15 protein-coding genes and 1 pseudogene are annotated in these 17023 nt (G+C 67.2%); 11 read left to right on the top strand and 5 right to left on the bottom strand.

Going from position 1 to position 17023, the window contains the following annotated elements; all coding sequences use genetic code 11:
• The first annotated feature begins 49 nt into the window (after nucleotides 1-49).
• The 6 genes from VL15_RS13515 (at nucleotide 50) to VL15_RS13490 (ending at nucleotide 7281) form a co-directional block, all read left to right on the top strand.
• Entirely contained in the window at nucleotides 50-1663 is a 1614-nt protein-coding gene (locus VL15_RS13515) for a peptide ABC transporter substrate-binding protein (RefSeq protein WP_048246112.1), read from the top strand.
• Nucleotides 1664-1674: 11 nt separating this feature from the next.
• Nucleotides 1675-2613, top strand: coding sequence for an ABC transporter permease subunit (locus tag VL15_RS13510; protein ID WP_048246111.1), 939 nt, complete (start codon nucleotides 1675-1677; stop codon nucleotides 2611-2613).
• 13 nt (nucleotides 2614-2626) lie between these two features.
• Nucleotides 2627-3529: an ABC transporter permease gene (locus VL15_RS13505; RefSeq protein WP_048246110.1), complete on the top strand. Its 903-nt coding sequence runs from the start codon at nucleotides 2627-2629 to the stop codon at nucleotides 3527-3529.
• 105 nt (nucleotides 3530-3634) lie between these two features.
• Nucleotides 3635-4627 (top strand): ABC transporter ATP-binding protein, encoded by a 993-nt coding sequence (locus VL15_RS13500; protein WP_048246109.1) that lies wholly within the window; start codon nucleotides 3635-3637, stop codon nucleotides 4625-4627.
• Nucleotides 4624-5643: an ABC transporter ATP-binding protein gene (locus VL15_RS13495; RefSeq protein ID WP_048246108.1), complete on the top strand. Its 1020-nt coding sequence runs from the start codon at nucleotides 4624-4626 to the stop codon at nucleotides 5641-5643. Before VL15_RS13500 ends, VL15_RS13495 begins: the two co-directional genes overlap by 4 nt.
• 165 nt (nucleotides 5644-5808) lie before the next feature.
• Nucleotides 5809-7281, top strand: coding sequence for an OprD family porin (locus VL15_RS13490; RefSeq protein WP_048246107.1), 1473 nt, complete (start codon nucleotides 5809-5811; stop codon nucleotides 7279-7281).
• A 55-nt stretch (nucleotides 7282-7336) separates the two neighbouring features.
• On the opposite strand, the gene VL15_RS13485 is transcribed toward VL15_RS13490, so the two are convergent.
• From VL15_RS13485 to VL15_RS41940, 3 genes and pseudogenes are all read right to left on the bottom strand, one after another.
• Nucleotides 7337-8329, bottom strand: a complete 993-nt coding sequence (locus VL15_RS13485; RefSeq protein ID WP_048246106.1) for a DedA family protein/thiosulfate sulfurtransferase GlpE — start codon at nucleotides 8327-8329, stop codon at nucleotides 7337-7339.
• A gap of 154 nt (nucleotides 8330-8483) precedes the next feature.
• Nucleotides 8484-8753, bottom strand: a complete 270-nt coding sequence (locus VL15_RS13480; protein WP_048246105.1) for a hypothetical protein — start codon at nucleotides 8751-8753, stop codon at nucleotides 8484-8486.
• 243 nt (nucleotides 8754-8996) lie between these two features.
• Nucleotides 8997-9705, bottom strand: a pseudogene (locus VL15_RS41940) (phospholipase domain-containing protein); the annotation flags it as partial.
• Between the two features lie 106 nt (nucleotides 9706-9811).
• Here VL15_RS41940 and VL15_RS13465 point away from each other — a divergent pair.
• Together VL15_RS13465 and VL15_RS13460 are read left to right on the top strand one after the other, a co-directional pair.
• Nucleotides 9812-10312, top strand: coding sequence for a GNAT family N-acetyltransferase (locus VL15_RS13465; RefSeq protein ID WP_048246102.1), 501 nt, complete (start codon nucleotides 9812-9814; stop codon nucleotides 10310-10312).
• Between the two features lie 246 nt (nucleotides 10313-10558).
• The gene (locus VL15_RS13460; protein WP_048246101.1) at nucleotides 10559-12154 is read left to right on the top strand and encodes a thioredoxin family protein; all 1596 of its coding nucleotides are present in this window, start codon (nucleotides 10559-10561) and stop codon (nucleotides 12152-12154) included.
• A 39-nt stretch (nucleotides 12155-12193) separates the two neighbouring features.
• Here VL15_RS13460 and VL15_RS13455 read toward each other — a convergent pair whose 3' ends face one another.
• Both VL15_RS13455 and VL15_RS13450 read right to left on the bottom strand, forming a co-directional pair.
• Entirely contained in the window at nucleotides 12194-12445 is a 252-nt protein-coding gene (locus VL15_RS13455) for a DUF4148 domain-containing protein (protein ID WP_048246100.1), read from the bottom strand.
• Between the two features lie 386 nt (nucleotides 12446-12831).
• Nucleotides 12832-14235 carry a GntP family permease gene (locus VL15_RS13450; RefSeq protein ID WP_048246099.1) on the bottom strand — a complete coding sequence of 468 codons (1404 nt, stop codon included), beginning with the start codon at nucleotides 14233-14235 and terminating at the stop codon, nucleotides 12832-12834.
• Nucleotides 14236-14551: 316 nt separating this feature from the next.
• Here VL15_RS13450 and VL15_RS13445 point away from each other — a divergent pair, with 316 nt between their 5' ends.
• The 3 genes from VL15_RS13445 (at nucleotide 14552) to VL15_RS39985 (ending at nucleotide 16964) form a co-directional block, all read left to right on the top strand.
• Nucleotides 14552-16048 (top strand): sigma-54 interaction domain-containing protein, encoded by a 1497-nt coding sequence (locus VL15_RS13445; protein ID WP_048246098.1) that lies wholly within the window; start codon nucleotides 14552-14554, stop codon nucleotides 16046-16048.
• A 54-nt stretch (nucleotides 16049-16102) separates the two neighbouring features.
• Nucleotides 16103-16630, top strand: coding sequence for a BON domain-containing protein (locus VL15_RS13440; protein ID WP_048246092.1), 528 nt, complete (start codon nucleotides 16103-16105; stop codon nucleotides 16628-16630).
• A gap of 61 nt (nucleotides 16631-16691) precedes the next feature.
• Nucleotides 16692-16964, top strand: coding sequence for a hypothetical protein (locus VL15_RS39985; protein WP_080970815.1), 273 nt, complete (start codon nucleotides 16692-16694; stop codon nucleotides 16962-16964).
• Nucleotides 16965-17023: the final 59 nt, after the last annotated feature.

Raw genomic sequence — 17023 nt, 5'->3', positions numbered from 1 at the left:
GCATTCGCCGCGCGACGCTCACCGAACACACTTTCTCAAGACTGCCACGATGAAATCCTTGCATGCCATGTCGGCCGTGCTGGCCGCGCTCGCCCTGACGACGCCCGTCGCCCACGCCGTTACCGTTCCGTCGAACGTTGCGCTCGCTCCTCAGCAGGACCTGACGCGACAGGTGCCCGCCGAAGTCGAGTCGCTCGACCCGGCGCACATCGAATCGTGGACCGGCAACACGATCGGCCTCGACCTGTTCGAAGGGCTCGCCCGCATCGATGCGGCCGGCCAGGTCGTACCGGGCGTCGCGCTGTCGTGGGAACGCAAGACGCCGCAGACGTGGATCTTCAAGCTTCGCCACGACGCGAAGTGGAGCAACGGCCAGCCGGTGACGGCCGCCGATTTCGTCTATGCATGGCAGCGCCTCGTCGATCCGAAGACGGGCTCGAAATACACGATCCTCGTCGAGTTCGTGAAGAACTCGAAGGACATCATCGCGGGCAAGGCCGCCCCGTCGACGCTGGGCGTGCGCGCCGTCGATCCGTACACGCTCGAGGTGACGACCGACGTGCCGGTCGCGTTCTTCCCGGAACTGACCGCGATGGTGCCGCTCGCGCCGGTGAACAAGGACACGGTGACGAAGCTCGGCGACGCGTGGACGCGCCCGGGCAACATCGTCAGCAACGGCCCGTTCCAGCTGGCCGACTGGCAGCCGAACAACCGCATCGTGATCACCAAGGACGCGAAGTACTGGAACGCGCCGAAGGTCGTGATCAACAAGGTCACGTACCTGCCGATCGAGAGCGACGAGACCGCGATGCGCATGTACCAGGCCGGCCAGATCGACTACAGCTACTCGATCCCGTCGGGGATCTTCCAGCAGGTCAGCAAGCAGTTCGGCGGCGAACTGCGCCAGGGCCTGCAGCTCGCGACGTACTACTACTACCTGAACAACAGCGATCCGGCGCTGAAGGACAAGCGCGTGCGCCAGGCGCTGTCGATGGTGCTCGATCGCGAAGTGCTGACCTCGAAGCTCACGCAGGCCGGCGAGAAGCCGATGTACGGGCTGATGCCGAGCGGCACGAAGGGCGTGCAGCCGTTCACGCCGGACTGGGCGTCGTGGCCGATGGCCAAGCGCGTCGACACCGCGAAGAACCTGCTGAAGCAGGCCGGCTACTCGGATGCGAAGCCGCTGTCGTTCACGCTGACCTACAACACCAACGACCTGCACAAGAAGGTCGCGCTGTTCGCCGCGTCGGAATGGCGCACGAAGCTCGGCGTCAACACCAAGCTCGAGAACGTCGAGTTCAAGGTGCTGATGAAGGAGCGGCATGACGGCAAGGTGCAGATCGCGCGCGACGGCTGGTTCGCCGATTACAACGACGCGATGACGTTCTTCGATCTGCTCCGTTGCGGCAGCGCGCAGAACACCGTCGGCTACTGCAACAAGCAGGCCGACGCGCTGGTCGACGAAGGCAACCAGAAGCTCGATGACAAGGCGCGTGCCACGCTGCTCACGCAGGCGCACGACCTCGCGCTGAACGACACGCCGATGGTGCCGCTGTTCCAGTACTCGGCCGACCGTCTCGTGAAGCCCTATGTGGGCGGCTACTCGCTGAAGAACGTGATCGACATGCGTGCTTCGCAGGACATGTACCTGATCAAGCACTGAGCGGAGCGATCATGCTGGCCTACGCACTGAGGCGCACGTTGTGGGCGGTGCCGACGATCCTCGCGGTCGTCACCGTCTGCTACCTGCTGCTGCACTTCACACCCGGCGGCCCGTTCGATACGGAGAAGCAGCTTTCCGCGGCGACGCTCGCGAACCTGAACGCGAAGTACCACCTCGACCAGCCGCTGTGGAAGCAGTACCTGATGTATCTCGACGCACTGCTGCACGGCGACCTCGGTCCGTCGTTCCGCTACGTCGACTGGTCCGTGAACGATCTCGTGCGCAAGGCGCTGCCGGTGAGTCTCGGCGTAGGCGGCGTGTCGATCCCGATCTCGATCGGGCTCGGCGTGCTGCTCGGCACCGTCGCGGCGGTCCGCCGCGACAGCTTCATCGACCGCATCGTGATGCTGATCGGCAACATCGGCAACGTCGTGCCGCCGTTCGTGCTCGGCCCGGTGCTGGTGTGGATCTTCGCGATCCTGCTGAAGACCTCGGCCGGCAACGGCTGGCTGCCGGCAGGCGGCTGGGGCGACGGCGGCTGGGAGTACCGGCTGCTGCCGATCGTGCTGCTGACCTTCATCAACATGTCGCTGCTCGCGCGCGTGATGCGCGGCTCGATGATCGAGACGCTGTCGAGCAACTACATCCGCACCGCGCGCGCGAAGGGCCTGCCGGGCTCGACGATCGTGCTGCGCCACGCGCTGAAGCCCGCGCTGATGCCGGTCGTGTCGCTGTTCGGCACGGTCTGCATCTCGTCGATCACGGCGGCCGTCGTCACCGAATCGGTGTTCGCGCTACCGGGCCTCGGGCAGCTCGTCGTGAACGGCGCGATCAACCGCGACTACACGCTCGTGCTCGGCCTCGTCGTGCTGACCACCGTCTGCGCCGTGCTGTTCAACCTGCTGGTCGACCTCGCGTACGCGTGGCTCGATCCGCGCATCCGTTATTGAGCGAGGCACCGCGATGACCCCGACTACTCCCGTCGTCGGCCTGCCCGTGCAGACCGACTCGCCGCCGCGTTCCCGCTCGCCGCTCGCGCTTGCGATGGCGCGCTTCCTTCACAACCGCGCGGCTGTGTTCAGCCTCGTGCTGCTCGCGCTGATCACGCTCGCGTGCTTCGTCGGCCCGTGGCTGCTCGTGGCCGATCCCGCCGCAAGCGACTGGGGCTCGATCAGCCTGCCGCCGACCTGGGCGAACCAGCACTGGTTCGGCACCGACGAGCTCGGCCGCGACCTGCTGGTGCGCACGCTGATCGGCGGCCGCGTGTCGATCGAGGTCGGCCTGCTCGGCACGCTCGTGTCGGGCCTGTTCGGCGTCGCGTGGGGCGCGACCGCGGGCTTCGCGGGCGGCCGTGTCGACTCCGTGATGATGCGCGTCGTCGACATGATGTACGCGATCCCGTACCTGCTGATCGCGATCCTGATGATGACCCTGTTCGGCCGCTCGTTCATGCTGGTCGTGCTGACCATCAGCGCGTTCTCGTGGATCGACATGGCGCGTGTCGTGCGCGGCCAGACGCTGTCGCTGCGCAGCCGCGAGTTCGTCGATGCGGCGCGCGCGATCGGCGTGACGCCCACGTCGATCGTGCTGCGCCACATCGTGCCGAACCTGCTCGGCGTGGTCGTCGTGTACGCGACCGTGTCGGTGCCGGGCATCGTGCTGACCGAATCGGTGCTGTCGTTCCTCGGCCTCGGTGTGCAGGAGCCGATGACGAGCTGGGGCGTGCTGATCCAGGACGGCGCGCAGAAACTGGAATCGATGCCGTGGCTGCTGCTGGCCCCGGCCGTCATGCTGTGCGTGACGCTCTACTGCGTGAACTTCGTTGGCGACGGCCTGCGTGACGCGCTCGACCCGAAGGATCGCTGAGATGAAACGACCCCCACACTCACTTCGTTCGCTCGGGGGGGCGCAGCCCCCCCGTCTCCCCCAGGCGCTTCCACCGAAGTGTGGGGCGGCCCGGCGGAGGCTGACATGAGCGCACTACTAGAAGTCGACAACCTCGGCGTGCGCTTCACGCGCAAGGACGCGCCGCCGATCGACGCCGTGAGCGGCGTGTCGTTCTCGCTCGAAGCCGGCAAGACGCTCGGCATCGTCGGCGAATCGGGCTCCGGCAAGAGCCAGACCGTGATGGCGCTGCTCGGCCTGCTGGCCGGCAACGGCACGACGACCGGCACCGCACACTACCGCGGCGACAACCTGCTCGAGATGGATACGCGCGCGTTGAACCGGGTGCGCGGCGACCGCATCGCGATGATCTTCCAGGATCCGATGACGTCGCTCAATCCGTTCCTGACGATCGAGCGGCAGATGACCGAGACGCTGCAGCTGCATCGCAAGCTGTCGCGCAAGGAAGCGACCAAGCGCGCAATCGAGGCGCTCGAATCGGTGCGCATTCCCGACGCGGCGCGGCGCATCCGCATGTATCCGCACGAGTTCTCGGGCGGCATGCGCCAGCGCGTGATGATCGCGATGGCGCTGCTGTCCGAGCCGGAAATCCTGATCGCCGACGAGCCGACCACCGCGCTCGACGTGACCGTGCAGGCGCAGATCATCGACCTGCTGCGCGAGCTGAACCGCGAGCGCGGCACCGCGATCGTGCTGATCACGCACGACATGGGCGTGGTCGCCGGCCTCGCGGACGACGTGATGGTCATGTATGCGGGCCGCACCGTCGAATACGCACCGGCCGAATCGATCTTCGCGGCGCCGTCGCATCCGTACACGATCGGCCTGCTCAACGCGCTGCCGCGCCTGACCGACGCGCACGATGCGCCGCTCGTCGCGATTCCCGGCAATCCGCCGATGCCCGGCACCGCGCCGGCCGGCTGCGCGTTCGCGAAGCGCTGCACGTATGCGGAAGAACGCTGTGGCGCCGCACGCCCGGCGCTCGAAACCTATGGCGCCGTGGGCGCGGTGCGCGCATGCCACCGCCCCGTCGCCGATCTGGCGGGAGGTCTGCGATGAGCGTCAATGAACGCCGCAATGCCGGCGCGACGGACGACACGCTGCTGTCCGTCGAGGACCTGAAGGTGCATTTCCGCGTGCCGCTCGGCGGCTATCCGTGGTCGCCGAAGGGCACGCTGCGCGCGGTCGACGGCGTGTCGTTCGACGTGAAGCGCGGCGAAACGGTCGGGCTGGTCGGCGAATCGGGCTGCGGGAAGTCGACGCTCGCGCGCGCGCTGATCGGCCTCGTGCCGATGACGGCCGGCACCGTGAAATGGCGCGGCGAAGCCGTCACGCCCGATCACCTGCGCGGCAACGCAATGCGGCGCGAAGTGCAGATGATCTTCCAGGATCCGCTCGCGTCGCTCGATCCGCGCATGACGATCGAGCAGGTCGTCGCCGAGCCGCTCGTCACGCACCAGGCCGGCCTCGGCCGCGCCGAAGTGCGCCGCCGCGTGGTCACGATGCTCGAACGCGTTGGCCTGAACGCGCATCACCTGCTGCGCTACCCGCACGAATTTTCCGGCGGGCAGTGCCAGCGCGTCGGCATCGCACGCGCGCTGATCGGCGAGCCGAAGCTCGTGATCTGCGATGAACCCGTGTCGGCGCTCGACGTGTCGATCCAGGCGCAGATCGTGAACCTGCTGCGCGATCTTCAACGCGAACTGTCGTTGTCCTATCTGTTCGTTGCACACGATCTCGCCGTGGTGAAGGCGATCAGCCAGCGTGTGCTCGTGATGTATCTCGGCCGCGTGATGGAGTTCGGCACGCGGCATGACGTGTACGACGTGCCGCAGCACCCGTACACGAAGGCGCTGCTCGATGCGGCGCCGACGCCGGAGCCGGCGCGCGAGCGTGCTCGCCGTCCGATGCTGTTGGCGGGCGAGATGCCCTCGCCGCTCAACCCGCCGTCCGGCTGCGCGTTCCGTACGCGCTGCCCGGTCGCGATCGACGCGTGCGCGCAGGACGTGCCGCTGCCGGAAGTGCGGCAGGGGTCGGCGGCGCGTGTCGCGTGCATTCGTGCGGGTGCGGCGTGATTTGAAGTAGCTCGGCAAACAAAACCAAGGCAGGTCAACAGGGGCAGGGGCGGCGCGAACGATCTTCGCGCCGCGGGTACAGGCGCGTCCTTAGCCGGGCACGCCGGGGGGCCGGGAGCGGATCGCGACCGGCGTGGACGATATCAACACAAGACGAGAAATACGATGAAAAAACAGAAGACGATCGGGACGGCATCGAAGATGCTGCTTGCATGGGGACTGCCGGCGCTGGCCGGTGTCTCGCTGACGGGCGTCGCGCACGCCGACGACGCGGCCCCCGCGCCGCTGCAGGTCGCGCAGGCCGCACCGGCCGCGGGCACCGGCATGACCGTTGCGCAGGCATCGACCCCGAACGCCATCATCAACGCGGAAGCGACCCAGGCCGTCACGCCGCCCGATGAACCGTCGGCCCAGTCGAAGTCGAAGGGCTTCATTGCCGACAGCCATCTCGACTTCCTGTTCCGCAACTATTCGGACGTGCTCGACAGCAAGGGCGGGCCGCATCGCCACGCATGGGTGCAGGGCGCGATGGCGAACTTCGAGTCGGGCTACACGACGGGCCTGATCGGTATCGGTTTCGACGCATCGCTGTACGCGGCGCTGAAGCTCGACGGCGGCCAGGGCGCCGGCAGCATGGTGCACATCGCGAAGGGTGGCGGCGGCGGCAACCAGCTCGCGTGGGCCTACCCGGGCATCTACGACATCAAGGCGCGCATCTCGAACACGGTGGTCAAGTACGGTCTGCAGGCCGTCGACAACCCGTTCATGGAGCAGCACGACAACCGTGCGCTGCCGCCGACGTTCCTCGGCGCGACGATCGTCAGCAATGAATTCAAGAACGTGATGCTCGAGGCCGGCAGCTTCACGAAGACCGACGCGCGCGGTCATACGACGCTGACCAACCTGACGACGCAATACGGCGGCACGCGCATCAATCGCCTGTCGTATGTCGGCGGCACGTGGGACTACTCGCCGAACGGCGAAGTCGCGCTGTACGCGAACCAGGCCGACGACGTGTGGCACCAGTACTACGCGTCGGTGAAGCACAGCATCGGCAGCCCGCAGACGATCAAGTGGACGGGCTTCGGCAACGTCTACTCGACGCACGACACGGGCGATGCGCTGCAGGGCAAGATCGACAACAACGCATACAGCCTGTCGGTGGCCGCGCAGCACGGCCCGCACGAGCTGCTGCTCGGCTTCCAGCAGGTGCTCGGCGACCAGTTCTTCGATTACCTGAACGAAACGAACGGCATCTTCCTGACCAACTCGATGGACGTCGACTACAACGCGCCGCACGAAAAGTCTCTGCAGCTGCGTTACACGTTCTACGGCAAGGAAGCGGGCCTGCCGGGCTTCAAGGCGATGGTCTGGGGCGTGACGGGCTGGGGTGCGGACGGCAGCGCGGGCGCGGCGAACGACCCGACCAAGTCGAGCATCTACTGGAGCAACGGCGCGCCGGTGCAGGGCCGTCACCACGAGTTCGGCTTCATCCCGTCGTACACGTTCCAGAGCGGCAAGCTGAAGGACACGAAGGTCACGTTCATCGCGATGTGGCACAACGGTTCGGCACACTACTCGGACGCGACGAACCGCGAGTACCGTCTGGTCGTGAACCTGCCGCTGCACGCGTTCTGATCGAAGGGGGACGCGCGGTCCCCCGCATTGCGCGGCCGGCCTGCGATCGGTGCGATCAGGCCGGCCGGTGCAACCCCGCGACCGGATCGTTCGCGGCGGGCATCTCTTCCACGATCGACGTCATCTGGCGGCCCGTATCGCGCCAGGCGTCGAGGCCGCCGCGCAGCGCGAGCGCATCGGTGAAGCCTGCGTCGAGCAGGCGCTTCGCCATCAGCGCGGCCGTGACTTCGTTCGGGCACGAGCAGAACACGACGAACTTCTGCGTGAGCGGATAGCGCGCGACGATGTCGCCGATCTGCCGCTCGTCGGCGAATTGCGCGCCGGGAATCGTGAACGGGTCGAGCTTGCGGTGCTCGGGCGAGCGCACGTCGAGCACCACCGGCGCGGCGGTGTCGCTCAGCAGCAGTTCGAGTTCGTCGACGCCGATCCGCGCGTTGGCGAGCTGACGGATCAGCGCGCGGCGGCGCATCCAGCGCACGGCCGCATAGATCGCCAGCAGCGCGACGATGACCAGCAGCACCGCGCGGCCGAGGTGGCTCGCACCGGCGAACAGCCAGTCGATCTGCCGATAGAACACGAGGCCGGCCACCAGTCCGACGATCGTCCACAGCGCGGCGCCGAGCGCATCGTAGCCGGCGAACGTGCGATAGCGCGTGCCGAGCGCGCCGGCCATCGGCACCGATACGAGCGACAGCCCCGGAATGAAGCGCGCGACCGCGAGCACGCGTACGCCGTAGCGCCCGAAGAAGCGTTCGGTCTTTCTCACGCAGGTATCGCGTGACAGCGACAGCCGGCAGATCGTCTTCAGCGTCGTACCGCCGTAACGCCGTCCGGCGACGTACCAGACGGTGTCGCCGATCAGCGCGCCGAGCACCGACAACGCCACCACCGTCACGAGCTGCGAGCCGATCATCGCCGGATGCATCGCGGACATCGCGCCGAACAGCACGAGCGTCGGCATCGCGGGCACCGGCAGGCCGATGGCCGCCGCGAGCACGTTGGCGAAGACGAGAAGCGGCCCGTACTGGGCGACGAGGTCACGGAGCATGACGGCTGGCCAAAAAGGGAATGCGTGAGCAGGAAACGCAGATGGGCCGATTATCGGCCATTTTCAAGACAGCGGCGGGAATGACGGAAAGCGCCTGACGGCGGCAGGGGGATCTCGGTGAGCCGGCGCGCTGTGCGCGGCTCACCGTTTGAATTCAGGAAGTGGTGCGGGCCAGCGATGCGGCGCCGTGGTTTTCGCCGGGCAGTTCCGCGCCGTGCGAACGGATCGCCGCGATGAGTTCGGCCGGCGTGATCTCGTAGCGGACCTCGCGGTGGATGCCGGGTTTGCGTTCGTCGATCTCGATCAGCAGCACGCTTTTGCCGTCGCCGGTGGCTTCGAGCCGGAGCGAGCGCAATTCGCGGCCGTCGGCCGGGTCGTGTTCGGTGAGCAGGGTCATTGCCCCGGATGAGCCGGTAGTGCGCATCGAACCTATCCTCGTATCGTGGATGCCGCAGTGGCAAAGATGTCTTTGTTGAATACAGCTTGACGCAGTTTAACGCGAACGAGCGGCAATACGGAGCATTTTCGTGGGGGTGAAATGAGGGTTACACCACCGATCCTTCTGATGTTTGACCCGCGCTGGGCGGGCGTTTCAGCCCGATCGGCCGCAGCCGCGGCCGGCGCCTGACCGGCGTTCGCGGCCGCGCCGGCGCGGGCGGCGACAGACGCGGTCGGCAAGCCCCATCGCCGGGTCGCCGACCGGGTGGCGGCCCGTTTCGACGCGGCCGGCCATGGGCGCGAGAAGCTCGCGTCGCTGTCCGCGGTGACCACGAAGTCGTACCAGTGGCTCGGTCGAGCCGAGCTTCCAGTGCAGCTCGGACGGGTCGCCGGCGCGCACCGTGACGGTCCACGTGGTGCCAGTGCCGTTGCTGTTGCCGTTGCCGTGATAGTGACCCTGACTGTTGCCGTCTTCGATGCCGCGGGCCATGACCGCGATCGTCGGGTTTGCCACGGCCGGACAGCGGCCCGTCAACGTGGTTCGATTTCACCGTGAAGCGCACCGTGCCGCCGCCGTCGTTGCGCAGCCGCAGGTGGAGGTTGCCGCTCGCGCCCGCATAGCCGACGCGAACTTCCGGATGAGGCACGTGTGCGCCGGCCAGGCGGCTCAGGTCGCCGGTGAAGCGGCGGTGAAGGCTGTTCGGGCCGAGCACCACAGGTCACATTTACCGCCATTGTTGGCGCGCGGCCCAGTCGCCGTGCAGCGTCTTGCCCGGCTCGACGATGCAGCGCTGCGGCAGGCGGTCGAGATGCAGCTTGTCATGGACGTGAAACACGGCGGCGCGGCCCGTGTTCGCGAACTTCAGCGTGACCGTGTAGGTGCCGGCATCGGCACGCGCGCTTGCGTGTCGTTGCGGATGCAACGGCATCGCCGGACGGCGTGACGACCATGTTTCAAATGCGTGAAATCGGCTAAGCTCGAAACGTTGCTGCGCGTGCGCGCAGTCCGCGCTATCGGCGCGACTTTTCGGAACCGGCCCACCCATGACCGACATCAAGATCCGGCACAGCGAGACGCACGACGTCGACGCGATCCGGCAGATCGCCGCGCATCCCGCGGTGTACATGAACACGCTGCAGTATCCGTTTCCATCGCTCGAGAAATGGCGGAAGCGGCTCGAAAACGCGCACGAGCGCGGTGCGAGCCTCGTCGCCGAAATCGACGGCACGGTGGTCGGCCATCTTGGCCTGGAAGCCGAGCCGAATTCGCGCCGGCGCCATGCGGCGGGGCTCGGCATGATGGTCGATGCGGCCCATCACGGGCGCGGCATCGGCAGCCGCTTGCTCGCGGCTGCGATCGATCTCGCGGAAAACTGGCTGAACGTCACGCGTCTCGAGTTGACCGTGTTCACCGACAACCGCGCGGCGATCGCGCTCTATGAAAAGCACGGTTTCCGGATCGAAGGCGAAGCGCCGGGCTACGCGCTGCGCGATGGCGTGCATGCGTCCGTGTATCACATGGCGCGGATCAAGGAACGCGCGTGAACGCGCGGCCACGGTGCCGCGCGTCATATCCATTCGAGAATTCGTTCGTTTCCTGCTGGCTGCGTCAATCGTATCGTTGAATGATTTGCCGGTCGCTTCGGCCGGTATTCGTTTGTCCGTATCGATGCGTGCGGCGCACCGCACGTCGGCGCGTTTCATCGTCATCGCTTCCCGGCCCTCGCTTGATGTCCATCGTTTCGCGCGCCGCACCTTCCCGCAACCGTCTCTTTCAACGGAACCGCTTCGATGAAAACCGCTCTCCGGAATCTGACTGCCGCCTGCCTGTTCGCCGCCGCGGGTGCGGCGTTTGCCGCCGCCGCGCCCGCGGGCACCGCGGTGTCGAGCGCATCGCCCGACGGTGCGCATCTGCCGCCCGGCATCGCATGGCAGCACGGCGACGTCGATGCCGCGTTCGCGCTCGCGAAGCGCACCGGCAAGCCGCTGCTGCTCTACTGGGGCGCGGTATGGTGCCCGTCGTGCAACCAGGTGAAGTCGACGATCTTCAGCCAGCAGGCCTTCAAGACCCGTTCGTCGTTCTTCGTGCCTGTGTATCTCGACGGCGATACCGAAAGCGCGCAGAAGCTCGGCGAGCGTTTCAAGGTGCACGGCTATCCGACGATGATCCTGTTCCGCCCCGACGGCACCGAAGTGACGCGGCTGCCGGGCGAAGCCGATCTCGATCGCTACATGCAGGCGCTGTCGCTCGGGATGACGGCCGCGCATCCGGTGCGGCAGACGCTCGCGAACGCGCTGAAGAACGGTGCGTCGCTGACACCGGACGAATGGCGTCTGCTTGCCGACTACTCGTGGGACACCGACGGCGCGCTGCCGGTGGCGGCCGATCGCGTCGCCGAGACGCTGCAGTCGCTCGCGCAACGCGCGCGGGCGGCCGGCGCGAAGGCCGATTCGGCGCGGTTCGCGCTGAAGTCGGCGGTTGTCGCCGCGTCGGACGATCCGGCGCAGGCCGGCACGCTCGACAAGGCGGCGCTCGCCGATTCGCTGCGCACGGTGCTGCACGATCCCGCGTTGTCGCGGGCCGATTCGGATGTGCTGGTCGCGGCACCCGCACGCGTGGTCGCGTATCTCGGCGGCGACGACGCACAGCGCGCGAAGTTGCGCGGCGCCTACGACACGGCGCTCGCGCGCCTGTCGACCGACACCACGCTGTCGTCGATCGACCGGCTGATGGCGCTGCATGGCCGCGTGCTGCTCGCGCGCGGCGACGCGGGCAATGGTAGGCCGCTTGCTGCGCCGGCGCTGGCCGACACGGTGCGCAAGCAGATCGCCGCGTCGGTGCAGGGCGCCGCGAATGCGTACGAGCGGCAGGCGCTCGTCAGCGAAGGCGCGGACACGCTGACCGATGCGGGGCTGTACGACGAGTCGGATGCGTTGCTGAAGGCCGAATTGCCGCGTTCGTCCACGCCGTATTACTTCATGTCCGGGCTGGCGGCAAATGCGAAGGCGCGCGGCGACAAGGCCGCGGCACTCGACTGGTACCGCAAGGCATACGAGTCGGCGAGCGGGCCGGCGACGAAGCTGCGCTGGGGGGCGACCTATTTTGCGAATGCAGTTCAACTGGCGCCGGACGATTCGGCGCGCATCGAAGGGATTGCCGCGAGTGTGCTCGCCCAGGCCGACAAGACCCGCGATGCGTTCTACGGCGCGAACCTGCGCGCGTTGACCAAGGTCGTCACGCAGTTGAATCACTGGCGCAGCGGCGGCGCGCACGATGCGTCGGTCCGGTCGGTCGTGAAGCAGTTCGACGGCGTATGCGGGAAGCTGCCCGCGGGCGATCCGCAGGCAGCGGCGTGCGCGAAGCTGATCCAGCCCGTGAAGGCATAACGACGCACGTAGGCACCGTCGAGCGGGCCGGACGTCGGATTACTGGCCCGACTCCGACGACGCGCCGCGATTGCTGCCATAGCCGGCGTCGTGCTGACGGGCAATCTTCGCTTCGGCGGAAACGATGCTGGCCGGATAGAACCAGTCGCTCGACTGGAAGCCGGCCTGCTTGAGCGCCTTCACTTCGGCGCGGACCTGCGCGCGCGTCAGCGGCTGGTTCGACTGCGCTTGCGCGGCGAGCGGGGCCGATACGGCCAGGGCAATGGCAACGGTGTGAATCAGGCGCTTCATGATCGGGACCTCCAGGATTCCGGTGAATCGCGGCGCTTCGTTTGTCGAAGGGCCGGGCGACGTCGAAACCAGTGTAGGCCGGGGCGGGCGCGCGAAAAATGCGAACGCGCCCAACGCAGTGTTTTGTTGCGGGCAACAATGCGTAGGCGGTGGCGGGCGGTGCCGGATGGTGGCGCGGTGACCCGGGCGTCTGGCAAGGGCGCGGCGGCGTGGATTCGACCGGGGCCGGTGAGCGGGGAATTGAAATCGGACCGGATGCGAGTTCCGGAATCCTTTCCGGTTCGCATGCGGTCCGATCGTGAAACGCAGGTTAGGCTTGAAGCGGCCTGCCGCGGCGATGCGGCAGGCGGCGAGGCGGCGTACCGAACGCCGCCTCATGCAGCGGCTTACACGAGCCCCGTCGTGTAGTACACGGCGATCACGAAGAACACCGCGAGCGTCTTGATGACGGTGACCGCGAAGATGTCGCGATACGACTCGCGGTGCGTGAGGCCCGTGACCGCGAGCAGCGTGATGACCGCGCCGTTGTGCGGCAGCGTGTCCATGCCGCCGCTCGCCATCGCGACGACCCGGTGCAGCACGTCCATCGGAATGTTGGCTGCCTGCGCGCCCTTGATGAACAGGTCCGACATCGCGGCGAGCGCGATGCTCATGCCGCCCGACGCCGAGCCCGTGATGCCGGCGAGCGAGCTGACCGACACGGCCGCGTTGACGAGCGGGTTCGGGATGCTCTTCAGTGCGTCGCCGACGACGAGGAAGCCCGGCAGCGCGGCGATCACGCCGCCGAAGCCGTATTCCGACGCGGTGTTCATCGAGGCGAGCAGCGCGCCGGCGACGGCGGCTTTCGAGCCGGCCGCGAAGCGGTCGCCGACGCGCCGGAACGCGGTCAGGACGACCAGCACGATACCGAGCAGCAGCGCGGCCTCGACCGACCAGATCGCGACGACCGTCTTGATCGACGTCGTCACCGGCGTGTGCACGCCCGGCAGCACGTCCGGCGCGACCGTGTACGACGCGGTGCCGTACCACTGCGGGATCAGCTTCGTGAACAGGAAGTTCGACACGCCGACGAGGATCAGCGGCAGGATCGCGAGCGCCGGGTGCGGCAGCGACGTCGCCTCGACGCGTTCCGGCTCGTTGACGAGCGCCGTGCCGTAGCCTTCGCCCTTCGCCATCGCCGAGCGGCGGCGCCATTCGAGATACGTGAGGCCGACGACGATGATGAACAGCGAGCCGATCGTGCCGAGCGCGGGCGCGGCCCACGCGGTCGTCTTGAAGAACGTGGTCGGGATGATGTTCTGGATCTGCGGCGTGCCGGGCAGCGAATCCATCGTGAACGAGAACGCGCCGAGCGCGATCGCGCCGGGCATCAGCCGCTTCGGGATGTTGCTCTGGCGATAGAGTTCGGCCGCGAACGGATAGACCGCGAACACCACGACGAACAGCGAGACGCCGCCATAGGTGAGCAGCGCGCACACCGCGACGATCACCGCATTCGCGCGCGAGCGGCCGATGTAGCGGATCGCCGCATGGACGATCGACTCCGAGAACCCGGACAGTTCGATGACCTTGCCGAACACTGCGCCGAGCATGAATACGGGGAAATACAGTTTGACGAAGCCGACCATCTTGTCCATGAAGATGCCGGAGAAGACCGGTGCGACGGCGGCGGGTTCGGTGAGGAGCACCGCACCGAGTGCGGCGATCGGCGCGAACAGGATCACGCTGTAGCCGCGATACGCGGCGAACATCAGGAACGCCAGCGCGGCGAGGACGATCACGAAGGACAAGGGAGTCTCCTAATGGCTTTGGTTGTTGTTCGATCGCGCGATGCGCCGCGGACCGGCTCAGGTTCGTGCATGTTTCGTGCCATCGGCCGGATTGCGCCGCCGGACATGGGTCCGCCGGAGGCTGGCGGGCCCGCGCCGGCCTAGGTCTGACGATTCTACATAAAACGTCTCGATCTGGAGACGAGATGGCCGTCCGGCCAGCCCGTGAAATCGCACAGGGCTTTCCCGGGCAACGCATTGCGGCGTGTCTCCGGAGTGAGATAATCCGTCTCGATCCGGAGACATCCGGTGCAGCGTACACGGAGACGACGACACGATGATGAACGACTGGGTCCGCCTGCCCGTCAACTACGGCGACGTGCTGCGGCGTGCCGCCGAGTCGCTGTTCCGGACCTTCGAGGATTCGAGCGCGGGCACGGTGGTCGTCGATCGCGACGCGCGTGTCGTGTGGATGAACGAGCGATACGCGGCGCGCTTCGGTTTCGCCGATCCGCAGCAGGCCGTCGGCCTCGACTGCGAAGCCGTGATCCCGAACAGCCTGATGCGCGAGGTCGTGTCGACCGGGCAGCCGATCCTGCTCGACATCATGGAGACGGGCCGCGAACCGCTCGTCGTCACGCGCCTGCCGCTGAAGAACGAGGCCGGCGAGACGGTCGGCGCGATCGGCTTCGCGCTGTTCGACCAGTTGAAGACGCTCACGCCGATCTTTTCCCGCTACGCACAGCTTCAGCAGCAACTGATCGCGACGCAGCGTTCGCTCGCGCAGGCACGACGTGCGAAATACACGTTCGCGAGCTTCGTCGGCACGAGCGCCGCGAGCCTCGAAACCAAGCGTCAGGCGCGGCGGGCCGCGCAGGTCGATTCGCCGGTGCTGCTGCTCGGCGAGACGGGTACCGGCAAGGAACTGCTCGCGCATGCGATCCACGCGGCGTCGGCGCGGGCGCTCCAGCCGCTCGTGACCGTCAACGTCGCCGCGATTCCCGACACGCTGCTCGAAACCGAATTCTTCGGCGCGGCACCCGGCGCATACACGGGCGCCGACCGCAAGGGGCGCATCGGCAAGTTCGAGCTGGCCGATCGCGGCACGCTGTTTCTCGACGAGATCGGTGACATGCCGCTGCCGTTGCAGGGCAAGCTGCTGCGCGTGCTGCAGGACAAGGAGTTCGAGCCGGTCGGCTCGAACCGGATCGTGCGCGCGGACGTCCGGATCATCGCCGCGACGTCGGCCGACCTGCCGGCGCTCGTGGAGGCCGGGCGTTTTCGCGCGGATCTCTATTACCGGCTGAACGTGCTGACGATCCACGCGCCGCCGTTGCGCGACCGGGCGTCCGACATCGCGGCGCTCGTCTACGCGACGCTCGAGGAACTGGCCGCCCAGCACGGGCGCGCTGCGCACTGCGAGCTGACCGACGATGCGCTGCGGATGCTGTGCGCGTATCCGTGGCCCGGCAACGTGCGCGAGTTGCGCAACACGCTCGAACGCGCGCTGATGCTGTCGGACCGTTCGGTGATCGATGCGCGTGCGCTCGCGCCGTTCCTCGGGCCCGTGCGCGTCTCGACGGACGGCGCGTTGCCGGCGCAGCGGGTTGCCACCTCGCCGGCCGAGCGGCGCGCGGGGGATGCGGCCGGTGCTGCCGGTGTTGCCGGTGCACCGGCAGCTTCGTATGCCGATGCATTGGCGGCGTGGGAGCGCCAATTCCTGACCGATGCGCTGGCGGCCTGTGACGGAAAGGTCGTGGAAGCGGCCGCGCGCATCGGGATCGGCCGCGCGACGCTGTACAAGAAGCTGGCGGCACTGGGAATCGACCGGTAGGCCGATCGGCGATGCCGATGCGGCCAGGCGTAGTGCATCGAACAGGAGATCACGATGAAGCGGATCGGCATCGCAGGGTGGCTGACCATGTTGCTGGCGACCTCCGCGCTCGCGCAGTCGGGTGACGCCGATGCGCCCGAGGCGCGGCGCAACTGGTACAACGATCCGTTTTTCGCGCTGTCGCAGGACCTGGCCGAATGCCCGTTGCCGCTCGGCCCGTGGATGACCCGGGCCGAGATGACGGACGACGCGCATTACCGTGCCGAACGCGGCACCACCTGCTGGCTCGCCCACCGCTGCACGAAGCCGAACTCGTATATGTATGACGCGCCGATCGCCGACACCGCGAAGGCACACTTCGCCGGCTCCGATCGCCTGCGCGGCACGAGCCTGTGGATCACCGTGCAGCGGCGTTTTATTTACGTCGAAGGATGCGCGGATCCGGCGTTCGATCGCCAGGCGCTGCAGCGCGAACTCGAGGCGCTTCCGGACGTCGAGCAGGTGTTCGTTCGCATCACCGACGATCCGCGCCGGAGCCTGCCGTACAAGGCGCGCGGGCAACCGGAGCGCACGCCGAACTGACGGCTGGCGGGCCGCGCATGGCATACTCGCGACATTCAAAAAAAGGTTGACGGGAACAACAATGAATCACATGCTTGCGTCGGTCTGTCGGCGGCCTCGGGCGGCCGTAGTGTTGGCTCTGGTTGCGGGGCTCGGCGGGTGCGGCGGCTCGGCGCCGCTGTTCACTTCGGACGGGCGTCCGACGACGCAGGTGCAATGCACCGGCAGCGACTGGAGCAATTGCACGGACAATGCCCGAGCCATCTGCAACGGGGATTTCGAAGTGCTTCAGCAATCGAGTGATGACGCCACGCGAAATCTTCTCTTCGCATGCAAGAAGAAAAACGGTTATTGATCCTGAAATGACCGGCCGAGGAGACCTCGATCGGGCGAAGTGCTTTTCTGTTTGCTTAG

This window comes from Burkholderia cepacia (genome assembly GCF_001039005.1).
Taxonomy (GTDB): domain Bacteria; phylum Pseudomonadota; class Gammaproteobacteria; order Burkholderiales; family Burkholderiaceae; genus Burkholderia; species Burkholderia theae.
The sequence above is the reverse complement of the archived record's forward strand: the minus strand, read 5'-3'. Positions and strand labels throughout refer to the sequence as shown.